This is a genomic window from Ereboglobus luteus (genome assembly GCF_003096195.1).
Lineage (GTDB): Bacteria > Verrucomicrobiota > Verrucomicrobiia > Opitutales > Opitutaceae > Ereboglobus > Ereboglobus luteus.
Genome location: NZ_CP023004.1, coordinates 1,941,358 through 1,958,556, shown reverse-complemented (window position 1 = coordinate 1,958,556; position 17,199 = coordinate 1,941,358). Strand labels below are relative to the sequence as shown.

11 protein-coding genes are annotated in these 17,199 nt (G+C 62.8%); 4 read left to right on the top strand and 7 right to left on the bottom strand.

Going from position 1 to position 17,199, the window contains the following annotated elements; all coding sequences use genetic code 11:
• Positions 1–102 precede the first annotated feature (102 nt).
• The gene (gene speA, locus CKA38_RS07325) at positions 103–2,049 is read left to right on the top strand and encodes a biosynthetic arginine decarboxylase (protein WP_108824887.1); all 1,947 of its coding nucleotides are present in this window, start codon (positions 103–105) and stop codon (positions 2,047–2,049) included.
• Positions 2,050–2,143: 94 nt separating this feature from the next.
• Here speA and CKA38_RS07320 read toward each other — a convergent pair whose 3' ends face one another.
• The 7 genes from CKA38_RS07320 to CKA38_RS16350 form a co-directional block, all read right to left on the bottom strand.
• The gene (locus CKA38_RS07320; protein WP_108824886.1) at positions 2,144–3,310 is read right to left on the bottom strand and encodes a phosphotransacetylase family protein; all 1,167 of its coding nucleotides are present in this window, start codon (positions 3,308–3,310) and stop codon (positions 2,144–2,146) included.
• A 126-nt stretch (positions 3,311–3,436) separates the two neighbouring features.
• Positions 3,437–4,471 (bottom strand): phosphate acyltransferase, encoded by a 1,035-nt coding sequence (locus CKA38_RS07315; protein WP_108826480.1) that lies wholly within the window; start codon positions 4,469–4,471, stop codon positions 3,437–3,439.
• Between the two features lie 135 nt (positions 4,472–4,606).
• On the bottom strand, positions 4,607–7,909 hold the full coding sequence (locus CKA38_RS07310) for a UvrD-helicase domain-containing protein (protein ID WP_108824885.1): 3,303 nt from the start codon (positions 7,907–7,909) through the stop codon (positions 4,607–4,609).
• Positions 7,902–8,576, bottom strand: coding sequence for a PD-(D/E)XK nuclease family protein (locus CKA38_RS07305; RefSeq protein WP_108824884.1), 675 nt, complete (start codon positions 8,574–8,576; stop codon positions 7,902–7,904). Before CKA38_RS07305 ends, CKA38_RS07310 begins: the two co-directional genes overlap by 8 nt.
• A 2,536-nt stretch (positions 8,577–11,112) precedes the next feature.
• On the bottom strand, positions 11,113–11,706 hold the full coding sequence (locus tag CKA38_RS07300; RefSeq protein ID WP_108824883.1) for an OmpA family protein: 594 nt from the start codon (positions 11,704–11,706) through the stop codon (positions 11,113–11,115).
• A gap of 226 nt (positions 11,707–11,932) precedes the next feature.
• Positions 11,933–12,658 (bottom strand): SAM-dependent methyltransferase, encoded by a 726-nt coding sequence (locus tag CKA38_RS07295; RefSeq protein ID WP_236919221.1) that lies wholly within the window; start codon positions 12,656–12,658, stop codon positions 11,933–11,935.
• Positions 12,655–12,972 (bottom strand): hypothetical protein, encoded by a 318-nt coding sequence (locus CKA38_RS16350; RefSeq protein ID WP_236919219.1) that lies wholly within the window; start codon positions 12,970–12,972, stop codon positions 12,655–12,657. Before CKA38_RS16350 ends, CKA38_RS07295 begins: the two co-directional genes overlap by 4 nt.
• Before the next feature lie 97 nt (positions 12,973–13,069).
• Here CKA38_RS16350 and CKA38_RS07290 point away from each other — a divergent pair, with 97 nt between their 5' ends.
• The 3 genes from CKA38_RS07290 to CKA38_RS07280 all read left to right on the top strand — a co-directional run bounded on the left by CKA38_RS07290 (position 13,070) and on the right by CKA38_RS07280 (position 17,126).
• Complete coding sequence (locus tag CKA38_RS07290) at positions 13,070–14,356, top strand: S41 family peptidase (RefSeq protein WP_108824882.1); 1,287 nt, start codon at positions 13,070–13,072, stop codon at positions 14,354–14,356.
• A 139-nt stretch (positions 14,357–14,495) separates the two neighbouring features.
• Positions 14,496–15,575 (top strand): discoidin domain-containing protein, encoded by a 1,080-nt coding sequence (locus CKA38_RS07285; protein WP_108824881.1) that lies wholly within the window; start codon positions 14,496–14,498, stop codon positions 15,573–15,575.
• Between the two features lie 27 nt (positions 15,576–15,602).
• On the top strand, positions 15,603–17,126 hold the full coding sequence (locus CKA38_RS07280) for a sialate O-acetylesterase (RefSeq protein ID WP_108824880.1): 1,524 nt from the start codon (positions 15,603–15,605) through the stop codon (positions 17,124–17,126).
• Positions 17,127–17,199: the final 73 nt, after the last annotated feature.

Genomic DNA, 17,199 nt, shown 5'->3' with positions numbered 1-17,199 from the left:
TTTGAGTGTTGAGTGTTTTGCGAAAAGAAAACACGAAGTAAACCAATCCTGCCGATTAAATAGCAAGCAACAAACCTTGGTCATTTTTTCTTTACACACATCTTGAAAAAACAATCCGCATCCACCTGGTCAGTCGAAAAATCCGAGGAACTCTACGGTTTCAATCGCTGGGGCACGGGGCATTTTGGCGTTGATGACGAGGGCTTTGCCGAGGTGCGGCCCGTTCCGGACGGCCCGACAATCCGCATCATGGACGTCGTTGACGAGGCCGCGGGCATGGGCATCAAGGCGCCGATGGTGATCCGGTTTCAGGATTTGCTGCGACATCGCGTGCAACGGCTCAACCAGGCGTTCCGCCGCGCCATCCGCGAGGAGAACTACAAGGGCGACTACCGCGGGGTGTTCCCCATCAAGGTCAACCAGCTGCGCGAGGTGGTCGAGGAAATCATGTCGGCGGGCAAGGATTACAACCACGGGCTCGAGGCCGGATCAAAGCCCGAGCTCATGATCGCGCTCGCGATGCACGACAGCAACCAGCGCCTCATCATCTGCAACGGTTACAAGGACAACGACTACATCCGCCTCGCGCTCCTCGGGCGGAAGCTCGGCAAGCGAATCATCATCGTCATCGAGCAACTGGGCGAGGTGGACGACATCATCCGCATTTCGCAGGAGCTCGACGTGAAGCCGCTCATCGGCTTTCGCATAAAACTCCAGACGCGCGGCGAGGGCAAATGGTCGTCGTCGTCGGGCGACAACGCAAAGTTCGGCCTGAACACCGCGGAGATCCTTTTTGCCATCGAAAAACTCAAGGCCGCCAAGCTCTCAAAATCGCTGAAGCTGGTGCATTTTCACATCGGCTCGCAGGTGCCGAACATCCTCACGATCAAAAACGCCGTCGTCGAGGCCACGCGCTTTTACTGCCAGCTCGCGAAAATGGGGTTCCCGATGGGCTACCTCGACATCGGCGGCGGACTCGGCGTCGACTACGACGGCTCGCGCACCAACTTCGAGTCGTCGATGAACTATACGCTCGAGGAATACGCGCGCGACGTCGTCTCGAACGTCATGGACATTTGCGAGGCCTCCAACGTGCGCGTGCCCGACCTCATCAGCGAAAGCGGCCGCGCCATCGTCGCGCCACACTCCATGCTCGTCGTGGAGGTTTTCGAGCGCATCAACAAAAAGGAGACGCTCCGCCAGCAGCACCTGCCGAAGCAAAAGCACGACATTGTTTACGCGCTCGAGGCGCAGTTGAAAAACAAGTCGCGCCTCGGACGCCTCGAGCGCTTCCACGACGCGCTCCAGAAAAAAGAGGAGGCGCTTTCGCTCTTCAACCTCGGCTACCTCGACATCGAAAACCGCGCCGCCGCCGAGTCGCTCTTCTGGCAGATTTGCGAAAAAATCGACCGCGAGGACAACGAGGCCGGCTACCAGCCCGAGGAGTTGCGCGACCTCAAAAAACTCCTCGCCGACCAATACGTCTGCAACTTTTCCGTCTTCCAATCGCTGCTGGACCACTGGGCGCTCAAGCAACTTTTCCCCGTCGTGCCGCTGCACCGCCTCAAGGAAAAACCCACCGTCAACGCGATCCTCGTGGACATCACCTGCGACTCCGACGGCAAGATCAGCAGCTTCATCGACCTGCAGGACACGAAGGACTACCTCACGCTCCATTCGCTCAACGGCAAACCCTACTACCTCGGCATATTCCTGACCGGCGCGTATCAGGACATCATGGGCGACCTGCACAACCTCTTCGGCCGCGTGAGCGAGGCGCACGTCTTCCTCGAGCCCGACGAACCGAACGGCTTTTACATCGAGGAAGCGATCAATGGCAGCCGCATCGCCGAGGTGATCGAAGGCGTGCAATACCAGTGGGAGGAACTCTGCCGCCGCATGAAGGCGCAAATCGACACCGCGACCCGCAAGGACCTCGTAAAGCCGCGCGAAGGCGTGCGCCTGCTGGAGTTCTACGAAACCCAGCTCCAGACCAAAACCTACCTGAACATCGAGCGCGCAAAGCGAAAAAAGAGGCAGAAAAAGTAGGCCGGGAACTCCCCGGCGCCTTCACGAGGCAAACCACACCTCAGCCCGGCAAATCGCCGGCTTGCGCGTCCGCATTCCGCTCACGCCGCGCGTGTCAAAATGCCGCGAGCAAACGATCCATGTCCACGTGATCCATGATGAGTTTTTTGATCACGGGGAATTTGTCGGTGTCCTGCGGCTGCGTTTTCACGGTCATGCTGTGAATGCGCGAGGAAACGTCGTAGCATTCACGATGCGCGGCAATCACCGGGATTTCCGTCTGCTCGAGCAAGTCCATCAACTTCGGATGCGGCATGATGTCGTTTGAGAGAATCAACCCCGAAATCGTTTTTTCACCCGAGAGCTGCGCGCTCGAAATGGCGGCGAGGATGATGTCGTCGCGATCGCCGGGCGTGATGATCACGACGCCGGGTTGCAGGTAATCGACGATGCCCTTCGCCGTCATCGCGCCGACAATCACGCGCTCGGCGCGGTGCACCGGCGCATTCCAGTGACCGTTGAGCCAGCGCCCGTCGATCTCCTCTGCGATTTGCGAAATGCTCGGCGTCGAAAGCATCCGGTGAATCGGCAGCACGCCGAGGAGCGGCACGCCGAGGCGGCGCAGCCCCTCGCCCGCGTATTCGGAAATCATGTCCATCTTGTCGGGCTCGACCTTGTTGAGGATCGCGCCGATCACCTCCACGCCGGCCTTGTCAAAAAGCGCCTTGTTGAGCGCGATTTCGTCGATGGGCCGCCCGATGCCGCCGGGGGAAACAAGGATCACTTTTGCGTTGAGTAGTTGCGCGACGCGCGCGTTCGAAAGGTCAAACACCGAGCCGACGCCCGCGTGCCCCGTGCCCTCGATGAGCGTGAAATCCTTTTCCCAGGAGACCCGGTCGAAGGCGCGGCAGATTTTGTCCTCGAGCGCGGCAAGCATCTCGGCGGGCTGTTTGATGTAGCGGCGCGTGAGCGTGCTGTCGATTGTCACGGGGCTCATGCTCTGGATCGGCACGCTCACCTTGTAGATCACGTCGAGCAGGTAGGAGTCCTCGTCGATGAGCGTGCCCTCAATGGTGACGAAACGCTGGCCCACGGGCTTGATAAAACCCACGCGCGGATAAAGCGCCTGGAGCGCGGCGTAGAGGCCGAGGCAGGTGGTTGTCTTGCCGTCGTTCATGCGCGTGGCAGCGACAAAGATGCGCTTCGTCTCGGTGTTGGTCGGCTTTGTCAGCAGGGGAAGCGCGGGTTGCTCGAAAGGATTGGCGGTCGGTTCGGAGGACATGCGGAAAAATTATGAATCAGAATTTAAAGACAACGCGATGAGACGGATCAGGGAAACAATCGGGTGAAATTTGAATAATGCACAGGCTTGGACTTTCTAACTTCTAAATCCTAATTCCTAATTTTCTCACGTCCCGTAGAGCAGCTTGTGGTCGATGGCCTGGCAGCCGACAATAACCGCGGCGCCGTAAACATCGTGCGCGCTGGAGCCGCGGCTGATTTCTGCTGCGGGACGGCTCAGGCCGGTGAGGATTTGTCCGTAGGCGTAGGAACCGCCGAGTATGTTCACGAGCTTGAACGCGATGTTGCCGCTGGCCAGGTCGGGGAAGATGAGGACGTTGGCGCGGCCGGCGACGGGACCTCCGATTTTTTTCGTCTGCGCCGTGAGTGCGTCGAGCGCCGCGTCGGCCTGAATCTCGCCCTCGATCTCAACGGTGAGACCGGCCTCGATTGCCTTGACGCGGGCCAGTTGCGTCGCCCTGCGAACCCTCACGATGGACGGATGCGACGCGTCACTGTGCGTCGCCCAGCTGAGCATCGCGATGCGCGGCGTCTCGTTTGTGATGTGATACGCGATCTGCGCCGTGGACACGGCGATGTCGGCGAGCTGCTCGGCCGTGGGCTCGGGAATCACGCCGCAATCCGCAAAAAACAACGTGCCGTCGGAACCGACCTTGTGCTCGTCAAAGGCGATGATCATGAGCGACGCGACATTTTGCGCGTGCTCGTGCTTCGGGATGATTTGGAAAAGCGGACGCAGCGCGCTCGACGCAACGCGCGTGGCGCCGCCGACGAGGCAGTCGGCCTGCGCGTTGGCGAGCATCATTGTGGCAAAGTAGCTGGTGTCGCGCATGGTGTCGCGCGCCTCGTCGAGCGAGATTTCCTTGTCGCGACTTCTGCGCAGCTCGGCGAATTGCAACGCAAACGGCTCGAACTCCTCGCTCTGCGCGGGGTCGATGATACGCATGCCCTGAAGGTTGATGTCGAGGCGCATAGCGGAGTTTTTGATGAGCGTGCGGTCTCCGAGCAAAATGGGCGCGCCCATGCGGCGCGTGACCCACTGGCGCGCGGCTTGGAGTATGCGCGGATCGTTGCCCTCGGCGAAAACGACGCGCTTGGGGTGTCTTTGCAATTTTGCAGCGAGTTTGGGGATGATCGGCATTGAAAACAGGAGAATGCGCGCCTTCGCCGCCCTCGTCAATGGCTCGTTCAATCGCCAAAAAAAGTTCGTCCAAACAGTCACGGTTTTAAAGCGAGCCCGCAGGCGCCTCGCGCCCGAAACAAACAGCGCAAAAAATCATTCCCCCGCGATCTCGATCACCTTGCCCGCCGCGCTCGAATACACGAACAGACGCACCCGCGCCTTCGGGAAAAATCCGGTCACGCAACGTCCGTAGGCGCGCAACTGCGGCGCGTATTCATCGGCGAGCCGCGCCAGCAGCGCATCGTCGCTTTCGCCCGCGCGCCGCCTGTTGGTTTTCCAATCGACCACGCGCGCCTCGTTCGCCGCGGCATCGTGAATCACCATGTCCATGATGCCGTCAACCCACGTATCACCCGCCTCGTTTGCAGGCGCGAAGATCGGCAACTCCGCCTCGCGCGTCCAGCGCGGCTCGCGCAATTCGCGCAGCGTTTCGCCCGCCTGAAAACGCTCGAGCTCCTCGCGTCCGCGTGCAAGGCCGGCCTCGCCGCACCGCTCCCGCGCGGCCTCCAGCGATTTCTCGAAATACGCGGACAGCACGACATCGTCCGCGTCCCACGGCAGCGACTCCATCACGCCATGCCACCAAAGCCCGTATTCGATCGCCTCGTCGCCGTCGCGCGCCGGGCGCAAGTCGTCCGCCGTCGCCTCGTGGAGCGCGCCGCGCACCGCGTCGAAATGCGCAAGCTGGTGCGGCAGCACGCGCGCCGGAAGCGGCGGCAATTCCGCTTGCGCAAGGAGCGGCGGCGTCCCGTTGCCGGACGGGGAGGAGACCTCGTCCGCCCCACCCTCTTGCGCCACGCCCGCCGCATCCGCAATTTCCGCCTCGCTTTCGCACAATGGCAGCGCCTCGATCAAATCCACTCGTCCGAAAATATCCGCGAAGCTCGCGCCATTTCCGGCTTTCCCAAAACCGCCGCCGCCCCACGGAATCACGAGCCTCTTTTTCGCGCGCGTGAGCGTGACATACAGCAGCCGCGCCTGTTCGCGCTTCGCCTCGCGGTCGCGCGAGACGCGCATGTCCTCCGGCATGCTGGCCGTGTCAAAATATACGACCGGCCCGACGCCCGGCACCTCCGGCACGAGCTGCATCCCCGGCACGGGAGGCTTTTGCTGCGGACGCCAGAAACCGAGCGGAATCACGACATCCCATTCCAGCCCCTTCGACGAGTGCGAGGTGACGAGGTTGATCGCGTCGCGCTCCGCCTTGCCCGTCGGGCGCTGCTCGTCGAGCCCGTCGAGCAAATGCGCAAGCCACTCGCGCGGCCCCGCGCCCTCGAGCCCGAGCGCCGCCGCGTTCGCAAGCAGCCGGTGCAACTCGTCCGCCAGTTCGCCGCCCGGCGAGATCGCAAGCGCGCGCTCCTCGATTTTGCACGCGCGCGCCAGCTCCTCCGCGAAGCGCGCGAGCGGCAGGCCGCCGTCGTTGGCCCGCAGCACAAACGGCCGCATCGTCTCAAGCGCGTCGCGCAACGGCCGCGGGTGCTCCTCCGGCGTTTCCCATAGCCAGTTGCGCCCGCCCTTGCCCAGCGCGTCCAGCTCCGGCTCGCGGATTTCCGCGGCGAGCAGCGCATCGCTCACGCCGAAGACCTCGCGCAGCACGCCGAACCATTCGAACGCGTTGTCCGGATCGCAAATCACCGCGAGCAGTCCCGTCATCCACGCGTAAACGGGGTTGTCGCCGCAACGGTTTCGCCGCGCCTGCAACGCGACCTTGAGCCCGCTTTCCTTCAAAATTTTTCCAACGGTAACCAGCCACGGATTGGCCGGCGCGAGCAGGCACACGTCGCCCCACTCCTTCGCGCCCACGCCCGCCGGCCCGCGCGCCTTGAAAAACGCCGCGAGTTGAAGCGCCTCCAGCTGCATCCAGTGCTCGACGCTGAGCCTGTTGTCGGAGGGGAGGCTCAACTCGATCCGGCACGCCGCGCCCTCGGCGTTCGACGGGCCGGGAATCAACGGCTGATACGGCACCTGCAACAGCGGCGGCTCCGCGCCCTCCGCCGGCGGCAGCCCGTAGTTAAAATCGTTGCCCTTGCCGAACGCGCCCGGAAACGCCTCGTTGAAAAGTGCGATCGCGCGGCGCGGCGTGCGAAATGTCACGCTGAACTCAAGCTTCTCGCCGCCGTCTCCGCGCTCGAACGCCGCGAGGTGCCGCGTGAAATTGCGCACGTCGGCGCGGCTTCCGTAAATCGCCTGCTGCCCGTCGCCGACCATGCAAAAATGTCCCGGCCTCGGCGCGGGTCCGGACTTGCCCGCGCGCGCGTCGGGCCACGTGCCGAGCGCCGCGCCCGGCGGCCGCGCGATCTCCACGAGCACGGCGAACTGCATCGGGTCGGTGTCCTGAGCCTCGTCGAGAATCACGCGCCAGCCCTCGGCGCGGATTTTGTCGAGAAACGCCTCGTTGTGCAAAACGGCCAGCGCCGTCTCGACCTGGTCGGCAAACGTCTGCACGCCGCGTTCGAAACGCCAGTTGCGATAACGCTCGGACAACTCCGCCGCGAGCGTCGCGCTCGCCGCCGCCAGCCAGCTTTTCATCGGCACGAAAAACTGCGCGTAATGCTCCTTGATATTCGCGGCCGAGCCCTCCGGCGAAATGAACGGCAGGAAAGTTTTTTCCTCGCGAAACCGCCGCGACCATTCGACCGCGTTTTGCTGGTTGCGTCTGAGCGCGTCGGTGGATTTTCCCGCGCGCGTGCTCAGCTCCATGATTTCATCGAGCGCCCGCGCGTCCGGGCCGGGCGGCAGGCCGGCGGGCTTGCGCGCGCGCAACTCCTTCGCGACCGACGCGGTTATTTTTCCCGCGAGCCCGAAAATGCTTGTCAGCGGCATGTGCCGCAAAAACGCGCGCAACTGCTCCGCCGAGAGAGCGTCGAAACGCATCGGGTCCTGCTCGACAAATTCCTCCCAGCACGCCGCGTCGCCGTCGCTGACCACCTCGGGATTCAGGTTCACGCCGAGCGCCTGCCCGTGGCGCTTCGCCAGCGTGAGGCAGAAGCCGTGGATCGTGCCGAAAAACGCGCGTTCCAGATGATTGAGCGCGGCCTGCCCCGATTGATTTGGGTAGGGCGAAGCCTCCGGCTGAGCCGCATCCGAAAGATCATTGCCATTCGACGGCTCAGCCGGAGGCTTCGCCCTACCTTCCGCGAGTCGCCGCAAGAGCACCGCGCGCGCGCGTTCGCCGATTTGCTGCGCCGCCTTTTTTGTGTAGGTGACGACGGCGGTCTTCGGCAGCATGACCGCCGCCTCGGGAGACATCGCCATCGCGGCAAGCCGCTCGGAAATCGCGGTGGTTTTCCCCGAGCCCGCGTTCGCGCTCACGGCAAAATTGCTCCGCCACTCGTTGCGGAAACGCTCGCGCGGCCCGGCGTCGGCGAGGGGTTGTTGTGCGTTCGCGTCACTCATGGGAGACCGCCTTTCCAAACGTCACCCCGTGTTTCGCCTTGAGCACCGCGTGCGGAATCGGCGCGCACGCGATCGGCCAGCCTCCGCCGCCAAACGAATACTCCGACCGGTCCTCCGTCAGCGCGCCGTAACGCCCCCCCTCCAGATAACGCTTGATCTGCCGCAACCCCGCGAGCGCCTCCGGAAGCTCCTCCATGCCGATGCACGCCGGTTCGCTTGAGTCGGGCTTGAAGAGCCACACGCGGCCATTCGCAACGCCGAGCGTCCGCGCGGCCTCCAGATAAATTCCCAGTTGCAACAGCTCGCCCTTTTTCGACATCGCCGCCGCCGAGAGCGTGCCCGCCCTGCCGGTTTTAAAATCAATGATGTCCGCGCTCGCACCGTGAAAATCCGGTTTGTCGAGCCGCAGCAAATCCATGCGCCCGCTCACGCAAATGCGCGAGTCCTCGTCCGCGGGGTCGAGCTGCAGGCGCGTGTCGCGGGGCAGCGAGTATTCCGTCGCCACAAAACCACCCGCATCGTGCGCGAAGATTTTTCCCAGCAACGCGTGGCACGCCTCCGCCAGCTCCATGTGGAAGGATTCCCAATACGCGTCGTCCGGCCACGCCTTGCGCAACTCCGCGAGCGAGGCGTCGAGCTGCGCGCGCGCCGCGGCCCCGGAGGGCATGGTGCGAAACTGCCCCCCGCCGGATCGCCGCGCAACGCGTCAGCGAGCAGCCGGTGCGCAAGTTGTCCGCGAATCTTGTTTGGCGCGCGCTCGAACCCCCCCCAGTCCACCGCGCCCGCGCCCAGCACCGAGCTGAACCACAAACTCGCGGGATCGCCCGCGCCGGCCTCGATCTGCCGCACGCCGAGCCGCACGTCGGCGAGTTTGCGCGGCGCCGCGCAGAAAAAGTATTCATCAAATGGATACGCCGGATCGCGCCGCGATTTCCAGACGGCGAGCCAGCCCGTGGGGGAAGTAACGCAATCGGGTTGGGTGGCATGGGCGTCCCGCCCATGCGGATTGAGTGGCACGGGCGACTCGCCCGTGTTTTGCGAAGTTGCAGCCAAACCCACGGGCGAGTCGCCCGTGCCACTCGATCCGCTCCGCCGCGCCAGCCGGTCGAAAATTTCCTCGTGTCCCGGCGCCGCGCCGCCGGCCGCGTGCGAGAGCGCCTGCCAGCGCACGCGCTCCACCCAGCTGTTCGGCGCGAGCTTCAACTCCGGCTCCTCCTCGTTGAAAAGCGACGCGGTGAAAACAATGCCCGCGCCCGTGTCGCGCGCGAGCGCCGCGTAGCCGCGCTTCTCCAAGAACGCGCGGTCGTCCGCCGTGAACAAATCGATGCCGCCGTGGCCGCGCGCGTTGAGCGCGGCGCGCGCCTCGTCGGGCAGCCAGCAGCTCGCCTCCTGGCGCTCGGGCCACACGCCCGCGTTGGCCTCGACAAAAATCAGGTGCGACCAGACGCCGCCCTCGGCGCGCCGGCGCGTCGTCAGCGTGACGCGCGCGAAACACCCGCGCCCCGGCACGCCCTCCGCCACGCCCTTCGCGGGAATGAACGACTCGATCAGCGAAAACACAATCGGCGCGGGCAGCACCCGCTGATCGTGCCGCGCAAACTCATCCAGCGCCGCGCGCCCCGGAATCTCGCCGAGGTTGAGACGTTCGCACGCCGCCGAAAAGCGCTTGAGCGCGTCGGCGAGCGAGAGCCGCTCCGGCCACGCAAACTCGTTGTCCGCGCCGAGCAATTTTTCCACGCACACCCCGGCGACATCCTTCCACTCGCGACGTTCTTCCGCGCGTGCGATCAGCGTCGGCATGCACTTCGCGAGCGAGTGAGTCTGGTGCTCGTCGAACAGGCGCTCGCACACATCGCGCGCGGTGGCGAGCGTCTGCCCGTTCGCCTCGCCCGTCGCCTGCAATAACGGCCACAACGCGAGCAAGTCCTCCAGGCGGCAGTCGTTGCGGTAAAACGCAAGCAACGCGCGCTGCGCCTGGATTTCGACCGGCACCGGCGCGGCGGTTTCGAGCTGGTCGACAAACGCGATGCCGCGCTCCGCGAGCAGCTCCGCGAGCCGGAGGTGCGCCGCGTCGCTCGTCGGAAAAATGACGCCGATGTTTTCCGCGCCCCGCTTGAGCAGCGCGTCGATTTTTTCGCACGCAAGCTCCATCTCCGCCGCGCGCGTGGTGCCGACAATCACGTCCGACTGCGCCTCAAGCGAGCGCGCCGCCTCGTCCGGCAAACCGTCGCTCGACGCCCAAACCTCGGCGACATTTTCGCACGACGCCGGAGGCTCGCCGGGCTCGTCGATCGGGACGGCGTTTGCGCCAAGCGCGGGCTCCCACAATTCGATCCACGTTTCGTCGAGCGCCTTGCGCCCGCGAAATTCAGGCTCGGGCAGCGTGAGCGTCACGTCATCGAAACAGCGCGCGAACGCGGCGACATTAAAAAACTCCCCGCGCTGCTCGGCGCTGAAACCGTGAACGAGCAGGCGTCCGCGAATTCGCGGGCCGGGCTCGTCGCCCCGCACAAACGCGGCAGTCTGGCGCGGCGCAAAATCGCAGCCGAGTTTTTCCACCCACGCGGCCAGCTCGCCGAACACCCCGCGCAAAATTGGCTCGGGGAAATCGTCCGCCGAAAACCCGCTTTTTATCAGGTCGTCGAAATCGCCGAGCGCCCGTTCGCAATCGCTCTGAAGGCTCTTGAGAAATCCCCACTCCGGGCGATCCTCCTCGCGCGCGGGATCAAGCGGCTCCAACCGCCGCCCGATGATTTCGCGCAAGCCGAACAGGAGAAATTCGCGCCCCAGCGCCGGACGAAAACGCCCCGGCTCCATGCGCGCCAGCCAGCGCGCGCGCGCCAGCCCCGGCGTGAGCAACTCGACGCCGAACAGCGAAATGCCGAGCTCGAGGCAGCGCTGCTTGAACGCATGCGCCTGCCCGCGCGTCGGCACGACCACATGGCTGCGAACGAGCCCTCGCGCATGTCCGTCGGCGGCAAGCCACGGCGTCACGACATCCCTCCACGCGCTCTGCATGTGACGGTAGAGGTGAATGGCTGCGGGCATGGTGAAAAGCGAAAAGCGAAGCGCGCGCGCGGTCAATGTTTTGAGTCGGCGACGCGTGGAAAAAGAGCGCCCGGCGAAGGGGCGCAAAAAAAGCCCCGGACGCTTTTCGCATCCGGAGCTTTGTATTTGAAAATTGGATACTCTTTATCCGGCGCTTATTTCACGAGCACGACGATTTCGGCGCGACGGTCCTTGGCCATGACTTCCTCGGAGCCGCGTTCGACGGCCTGTGTCGAGCCCTTGGAGCGCACGTCGACCTTGGCGGGGTCGATGCCGATGGTCGTGGCGTATTTTTTGGCGGAGCTTGCACGGCGGCTTCCAAGAGCCATGTTGTATTCGGCGGTGCCGCGCCAGTCGCAGTGGCCTTCGAAGATGACGCGATACTGCGGGTTTTTCGCGAGATAGTCTTTGATCGCCTGGAATTTCGAGCGCTCCTTCTGGTCAATCGCCGAGCGGTCGAAGCCGAAGTAAATCGACTGGAGCTCGGGGACGTTGCGCAGCTCATTGCCAACGAGATCGCCGGAAGGTTTGTTATGCTCTACAAGCGGCTCATACTGGGTGGTTATTACCGATTGGTCAGAATTATAACGTGTAAAGCTACTATCCGGAATGTATTCAGATTCAGCTCCCTTGGCGAGAAGCGTTTGGTCAGGTGTTGCGCGGGAGGCTTTTTTGGTCGCGCAGCCAGTGGAAAACAGGAGCAATGCGCCGGCGACGGCGAGGATGAGCTTTTTGCTGAAGATGTTCATGGTTGATTGGGAAAAAAGTGGTGTAAGTCCGAACTTATCGTGCAATGCCGTTGGCTCGGCAAGTTATTTATCCTCGTTTTTCGTCATTCTTGCGCGGAATACACCAAGCCAAAACTGCAGGCGCGGGGAACCCAAGTTACGCGTCGAGTTTCATGTGTTTTTGAAAAATTTCCCCCGTGAAAACACATTGGGGCAAAATATGATAACTATTTTGATTTCCAACACATTACACTCTAGCCGCCCTGAATCCATGCAGCGCTTGGAATTTTTGCCCCATGTGCGCGGGGTGCAGCAGTTGCATCAGCGAGCGTTTGCGCGAACCCGCCCCGGCGGCGCACGCGGCATCCTCCGCGAACGCGTTTTCCAAATACTTGCCGGCATGGCGCACAAAAAACGCCTCCTGTGACTCGACTCTCGGCGGGGAAAAACCGTTTTCGGCCAGCGCCTCCGCAAGCCAGTCCCAGCAGATGTGGCACGTCAGGTCTTGTTCGCCGGGGTGCGCGAGCAGGTCGTTCGATTGCGTGTGGCGGTGATACGCGCGCGCTGTGCCCGCCGGAGTCGTCTCGAGAAGTTCGCGCCAGCTTTTTCCATAATCGCACGCGAGGAAAAGTCCGCTCCACGGTTGCGCCGCGATTTCACGCACAAGCGCGCTCGCGGCCAGCGGCAAATCGAGATGCCAGCCCCCGGGCATTGGCGCGGGTGGCAATGGAGGCGCGTCGCGCATCGGCGCGCCTTCAATCGCGGGCAGTTCTGTTTCGATTAGCGCGCCCGCGCGCGCATTCAGCGCCACGCCGAGCTCGCGCCACGCGCCGTCGCGAAACACAAAACGTCGAAATGGCTGCGCGTCGAAAAGCTCGTTCGAAAACACCACGCATTTTCCCGTCAGCGCGGCATTGCCCGCCACGGATTCGCCGACCCTGATCGTGCGCGCGCGCGCGAACGGATGCGTCACGCCCGCAAGCACGCCGCCCCGGGTTCCGCGCCGATTTCAACAAAAACATAATCGCGCAAATCCGCGCCCGCGTCCTGTTCGCGCAAAAGCTTTTCCGCCGCCGCGCAAATCAGCTCGCCAAAAACCGGCCCGCTCGTGCTCGCCGTGAAAAAATCCGTGCCCTCCCCGCGCCCCACGCGTTTGCGATCCCGCCGGTAATAACCGAGCTCGGGATCGTAGAGCGCCAGCGCCATGAAGCGATCAAACGGCATCCGCAAAACACCGTCCGCCCCGGCATCGGCGCGCGCGCGAAAAAGCTCAAGAAAATCGCTCATGGGAGGTGAGGTTGAATTATGACAGAACGGTTGACGAATCCATTTACAACAAGACCGTTGAGCCACAGTCTATATTTTCAAAAATAATCCGCAGCCCGTGAAGCCCTCCCATTCATCCACATTTCGAACCATCCTGACCGTCGCCTGCGGTGTCGCGCTGGGGATACTGTTGATTGGCGGCGTCGAGCGGGTCGCGATTGCGATCGGCATTCTGCCCGACGGCGAGCTGCGCAAGGCGTCCGCCTATGTGCGCGATGTGATGACGCTCGTGAACAACAAATACGTGGACCCGGAAAAATCGCGCGCGCCCGAGCTCGCTAAATCCGCGCTGCACGGCGTCCTCGAATCGCTCGATCCGCACTCCGAGTTTCTTGAGGAAAAATATTTCCGCGAACTCGAGGAGGGAATGACCAGCGAGTTCGGCGGCATCGGCGTGCAGATCGAGCTGCGCAAGGAGCGCGTGCGCGTCATCACCCCGATGCCGAACACGCCCGGCGAGCGCGCGGGCATCCGGCGCGGCGACGAAATCAGAAGCATCGACGGCGTCGCGCTTGAAAATCCGACAATGGACGGCGTCGTGGAAAAACTGCGCGGCAAACCCAAGACCAAGGTTGACGTCGGTTTATTCCGCACGTCGGAAAATCGCGAGTTCACCGTCACGCTCACGCGCGAAAAAATCCAATCCGAAAGCGTCCGCAATGCGCGCCTGCTGGAGGGCGATGTCGGCTACCTCCAGATCACGCAATTCACCGACCGCACCGGCGAGGAATTCTACAAGGCGCTCAACGCACTCGCCTCGCAAAACGCAACCAGCCTCATCATCGACCTGCGCAACAATCCCGGGGGCGTCCTCGACTCGGCGATTGATGTGGCGGAGCCGTTTTTCAAAAAAGGAGAGTTGATCCTGTTCACGCAGGGCCGGGCGCCGGGGGATCGCGAGGAGTTTCGCTCCGGCTCGGACGAGCCGCCGATCGACGTTCCCGTGGCGGTCCTGATCAACGCGAACAGCGCGAGCGCGGCCGAAATCGTGGCGGGCGCGCTGAAGGACACAAACCGCGCCGTGATCGTCGGCGAGCGCTCCTTCGGCAAGGGCTCGGTTCAAAGTGTTTTTAAACTTAAAAACGGCGAGGGCATGCGACTGACAACCGCCCGTTATTTTACGCCAAGCGGCGTGACCATCCATGAGCGCGGTGTCGCGCCGCAGATCGAAGTCGTGCTGGAGCCAAAGGAGGAGGAAAACATCGGGCTGCAACTTTCCCGGCCCGATCTCGCCGCCGACCCCGCCGAGTTCAAGGAGCGCCTCGGCACGGAAATAATGCCCGACCGCCAGTTGCAGGCCGCCATCACCGCGATTCAAGGCGTGACGATTTTGGGCCGCAAATAAGCGCATCGCCGGAAACGCAAAATCCCTTTCTTGAACCGGCCTCCAAAAGCCTTACGGTAGTCCAGATTACAAACAGTTCCCGTCCCGAAACGGGCGTTGCTTTTCATCTCCCGCAAAAACCCAAAAACATCCCTGACACATGACACATCGACTCCGCCGGTCATTGACCGTCTCGCTCGCATTGCTGGCCTGCGCGTTTGCAAACGCCGCCATCACACCCGACCAACTGCCCAAAAACCTCGGGCCCAATCTCGCGCTTGGAAAGCCCTACTTTTCGAGCGATACAAACAAGCACGGCTGGGATCCAGGCCTCACGAACGGCTCGTGGGTGACCGACAAAGCCAACACCTACGCGTCGGGCAACACCAACGAATTTCCGAAAGGCGTCGTCATCGACCTCGAAAAAACACAGGTAATCTCGGCCGTGTTTGTTGGCACGCCAAACTTTGGGTCGACGAAAACCGTGGTCATTGCAACCAGCGAAAATGGCAAGAAATACAAGGATGTCGGCAGCCATGATTTTGAGATGGGGAAAAACGACAACCACCTCTACCAATTCAAACCCGTCAAGGCGCGCTACGTCCGGCTCACATTCACGGGCAACCATTCGGAAAAAGCCGGCGCCTACTCCCCCGCATTTTGCTTCATCACCGAAGTGGAGGTGTTCGGCACCGCCGGCGGCCCGACGCAAAGCGGCCTCGCCGCTGACCAGAAACCGCCCCCGCCGAAGGCCGACCCGAAGAAGGAGCTTCGCCCCGGCCGTCTGCCGAGCGGCCTCGTGATGAACCTCGCCCTCGGCAAACCCCACACCTGCGACGCGCCCAACACCACCGGCTGGGACACCGGCATCAACGATGGCCTCTGGGCAATGCGCCGGGGCGCCACCTTCGCCACCAACCCCGCGAACAAATTTCCGAAAAACGTGACCATTGACCTGAACACGACCGCCAAGCTCACCCACGTGCGCGTCGGCGTGCCGAACTTCGGCTCCACAAAAACCATCGCCGTTTCCGTCAGCTACGACGGCGTGAACTACACCGAGGTTGGACGCCACGACTTCCCGCTCGGCCAGGCGGAAGTGAAGCTCTTCGAATTCACGCCCACGCTCGCCCGGCACGTCCGCCTCACCTACCTCGGCAACCACACCGAGAAAAAAGGGTTCAACCCCACGTATTGCTTCACCACCGAAGTCGAGGCCTACGCGCAAACCGAACGCTGAGTCCAACCCGCAACCACTCTCACAAACATGATCACTCAAAAACCCATCCACTCGCGAAACCGCCTCGTCGCGCTTGCCGCGCTCCTCGCAATCTCGCTCACGACCGCAGCCGCCGACGTCGTGTTCTCACCCTATTTTCGCGACAACGCCGTGCTCCAGCGCGACAAGGACGTGCCCGTCTGGGGTCGCGCCGATCCCGGCGAAAAAGTCACCGTCACCTTCCAGTCGCAAACCGTCTCGGCCACCGCCGACGACATGGGACGCTGGAGCGTGAAACTCGCGCCCATGCCCGCCAACGCCACGCCCGCCAACCTCGTTGCCAAGGGGAAGAACACCGTCACCGTGGGCAACGTCCTCGTCGGCGAAGTGTGGCTCTGCTCCGGCCAGTCGAACATGGCGTGGGTCGTCAAACCCATGAACAACGCCAAGAACGAAATCGCCGCCGCGAACTATCCGCTCATCCGGCATTTCAAGACAAAGCTCGTCCCCTCCACCACGCCCGCCGACGACGCCGTCGGCGAATGGACCGTGTGCAGCCCCGAGACGGCGGGCGAGTTTTCCGCCACCGCGTTTTTCTTCGGACGCGAACTCTTCAAAAAACTCAACGTCCCAATCGGCCTGCTCAACAGCTCGTGGGGCGGCACGCAAATCGAGCCGTGGATGAGCCTGCAAGGACTGGCCTCCGACACCGCCGCGCGCGCGGTCTTCGAACGCTGGCAGGATGAGGTGAAATCATACCCCTACCGCGCCGAGAAATACGAGAAGGATTCCGACCAGTGGAAAAAGAATCGCGACACCGCCAAGAAGGAGGGCAAAAACTTCACGACCGCCGCGCCCAAAAAACCCGAGGGGCCCACCAGCCGCCGCGCCCCCTGCTCGCTCTACAACGGCATGATCGCCCCGTTCGTCCCCGCCGCCATACGCGGCGTGATCTGGTATCAAGGCGAGGCCAACGCCTCCCGCTACGCCGAATACCGCACGCTCTTCCCCACGATGATCCGCCAGTGGCGCGCCGACTTCCAGCAAGGCGACATCCCCTTCTACTACGTGCAGCTCGCCAACTACGCCCGGGGCAACAACTGGGCGTTTCTGCGCGAGGCGCAGGAATACGCGCTCAAGCTCCCCAATACCGGCCAGGCCGTCACAATCGACATCGGCGCCAGCAACGACATCCATCCCAGAAACAAGCAGGACGTCGGCCTCCGCCTCGCGCTCAACGCCTTCGCCCATACCTACAAACTCGGCGGCGAATACTCCGGCCCGATGTTTGCCGGAGTCTCCAAGGAAAACAGCGCACTGCGAGTGAAGTTTGACCACGCCGCCGGGTTGAAGTCGAAAGACCCGAACCTTCCCGGCTTTGTCATAGCCGGGGCCGACAAAAGATTCTTCCCCGCGCAAGCGCGCATCGAAGGCGAAACCATCGTCGTGTCCAGCGAACGCGTGAAAGAGCCCGTCGCCGTCCGCTACGCATGGGACAACGACCCGCCCGCCCCGCTCTACAACGGCGCCGACCTCCCCGCCTCGCCCTTCCGCAGCGACGATTGGAAGTGATAATCATATGTTTATATGACAGTATCGCAGCCTGAGTTTCAAGATTCAGGCTGCGATTATAAAAATACGTGTG

Coding starts and splice junctions, on each gene's coding strand:
- CKA38_RS07310 (WP_108824885.1), bottom strand. CDS start 7,909: ATGAGTGACGCGAACGCACAACAACCCCTCGCCGACGCCGGGCCGCGC.
- CKA38_RS07320 (WP_108824886.1), bottom strand. CDS start 3,310: ATGTCCTCCGAACCGACCGCCAATCCTTTCGAGCAACCCGCGCTTCCC.
- CKA38_RS07300 (WP_108824883.1), bottom strand. CDS start 11,706: ATGAACATCTTCAGCAAAAAGCTCATCCTCGCCGTCGCCGGCGCATTG.
- CKA38_RS07315 (WP_108826480.1), bottom strand. CDS start 4,471: ATGCCGATCATCCCCAAACTCGCTGCAAAATTGCAAAGACACCCCAAG.
- CKA38_RS16350 (WP_236919219.1), bottom strand. CDS start 12,972: ATGAGCGATTTTCTTGAGCTTTTTCGCGCGCGCGCCGATGCCGGGGCG.
- CKA38_RS07280 (WP_108824880.1), top strand. CDS start 15,603: ATGATCACTCAAAAACCCATCCACTCGCGAAACCGCCTCGTCGCGCTT.
- CKA38_RS07285 (WP_108824881.1), top strand. CDS start 14,496: ATGACACATCGACTCCGCCGGTCATTGACCGTCTCGCTCGCATTGCTG.
- CKA38_RS07305 (WP_108824884.1), bottom strand. CDS start 8,576: ATGCCCTCCGGGGCCGCGGCGCGCGCGCAGCTCGACGCCTCGCTCGCG.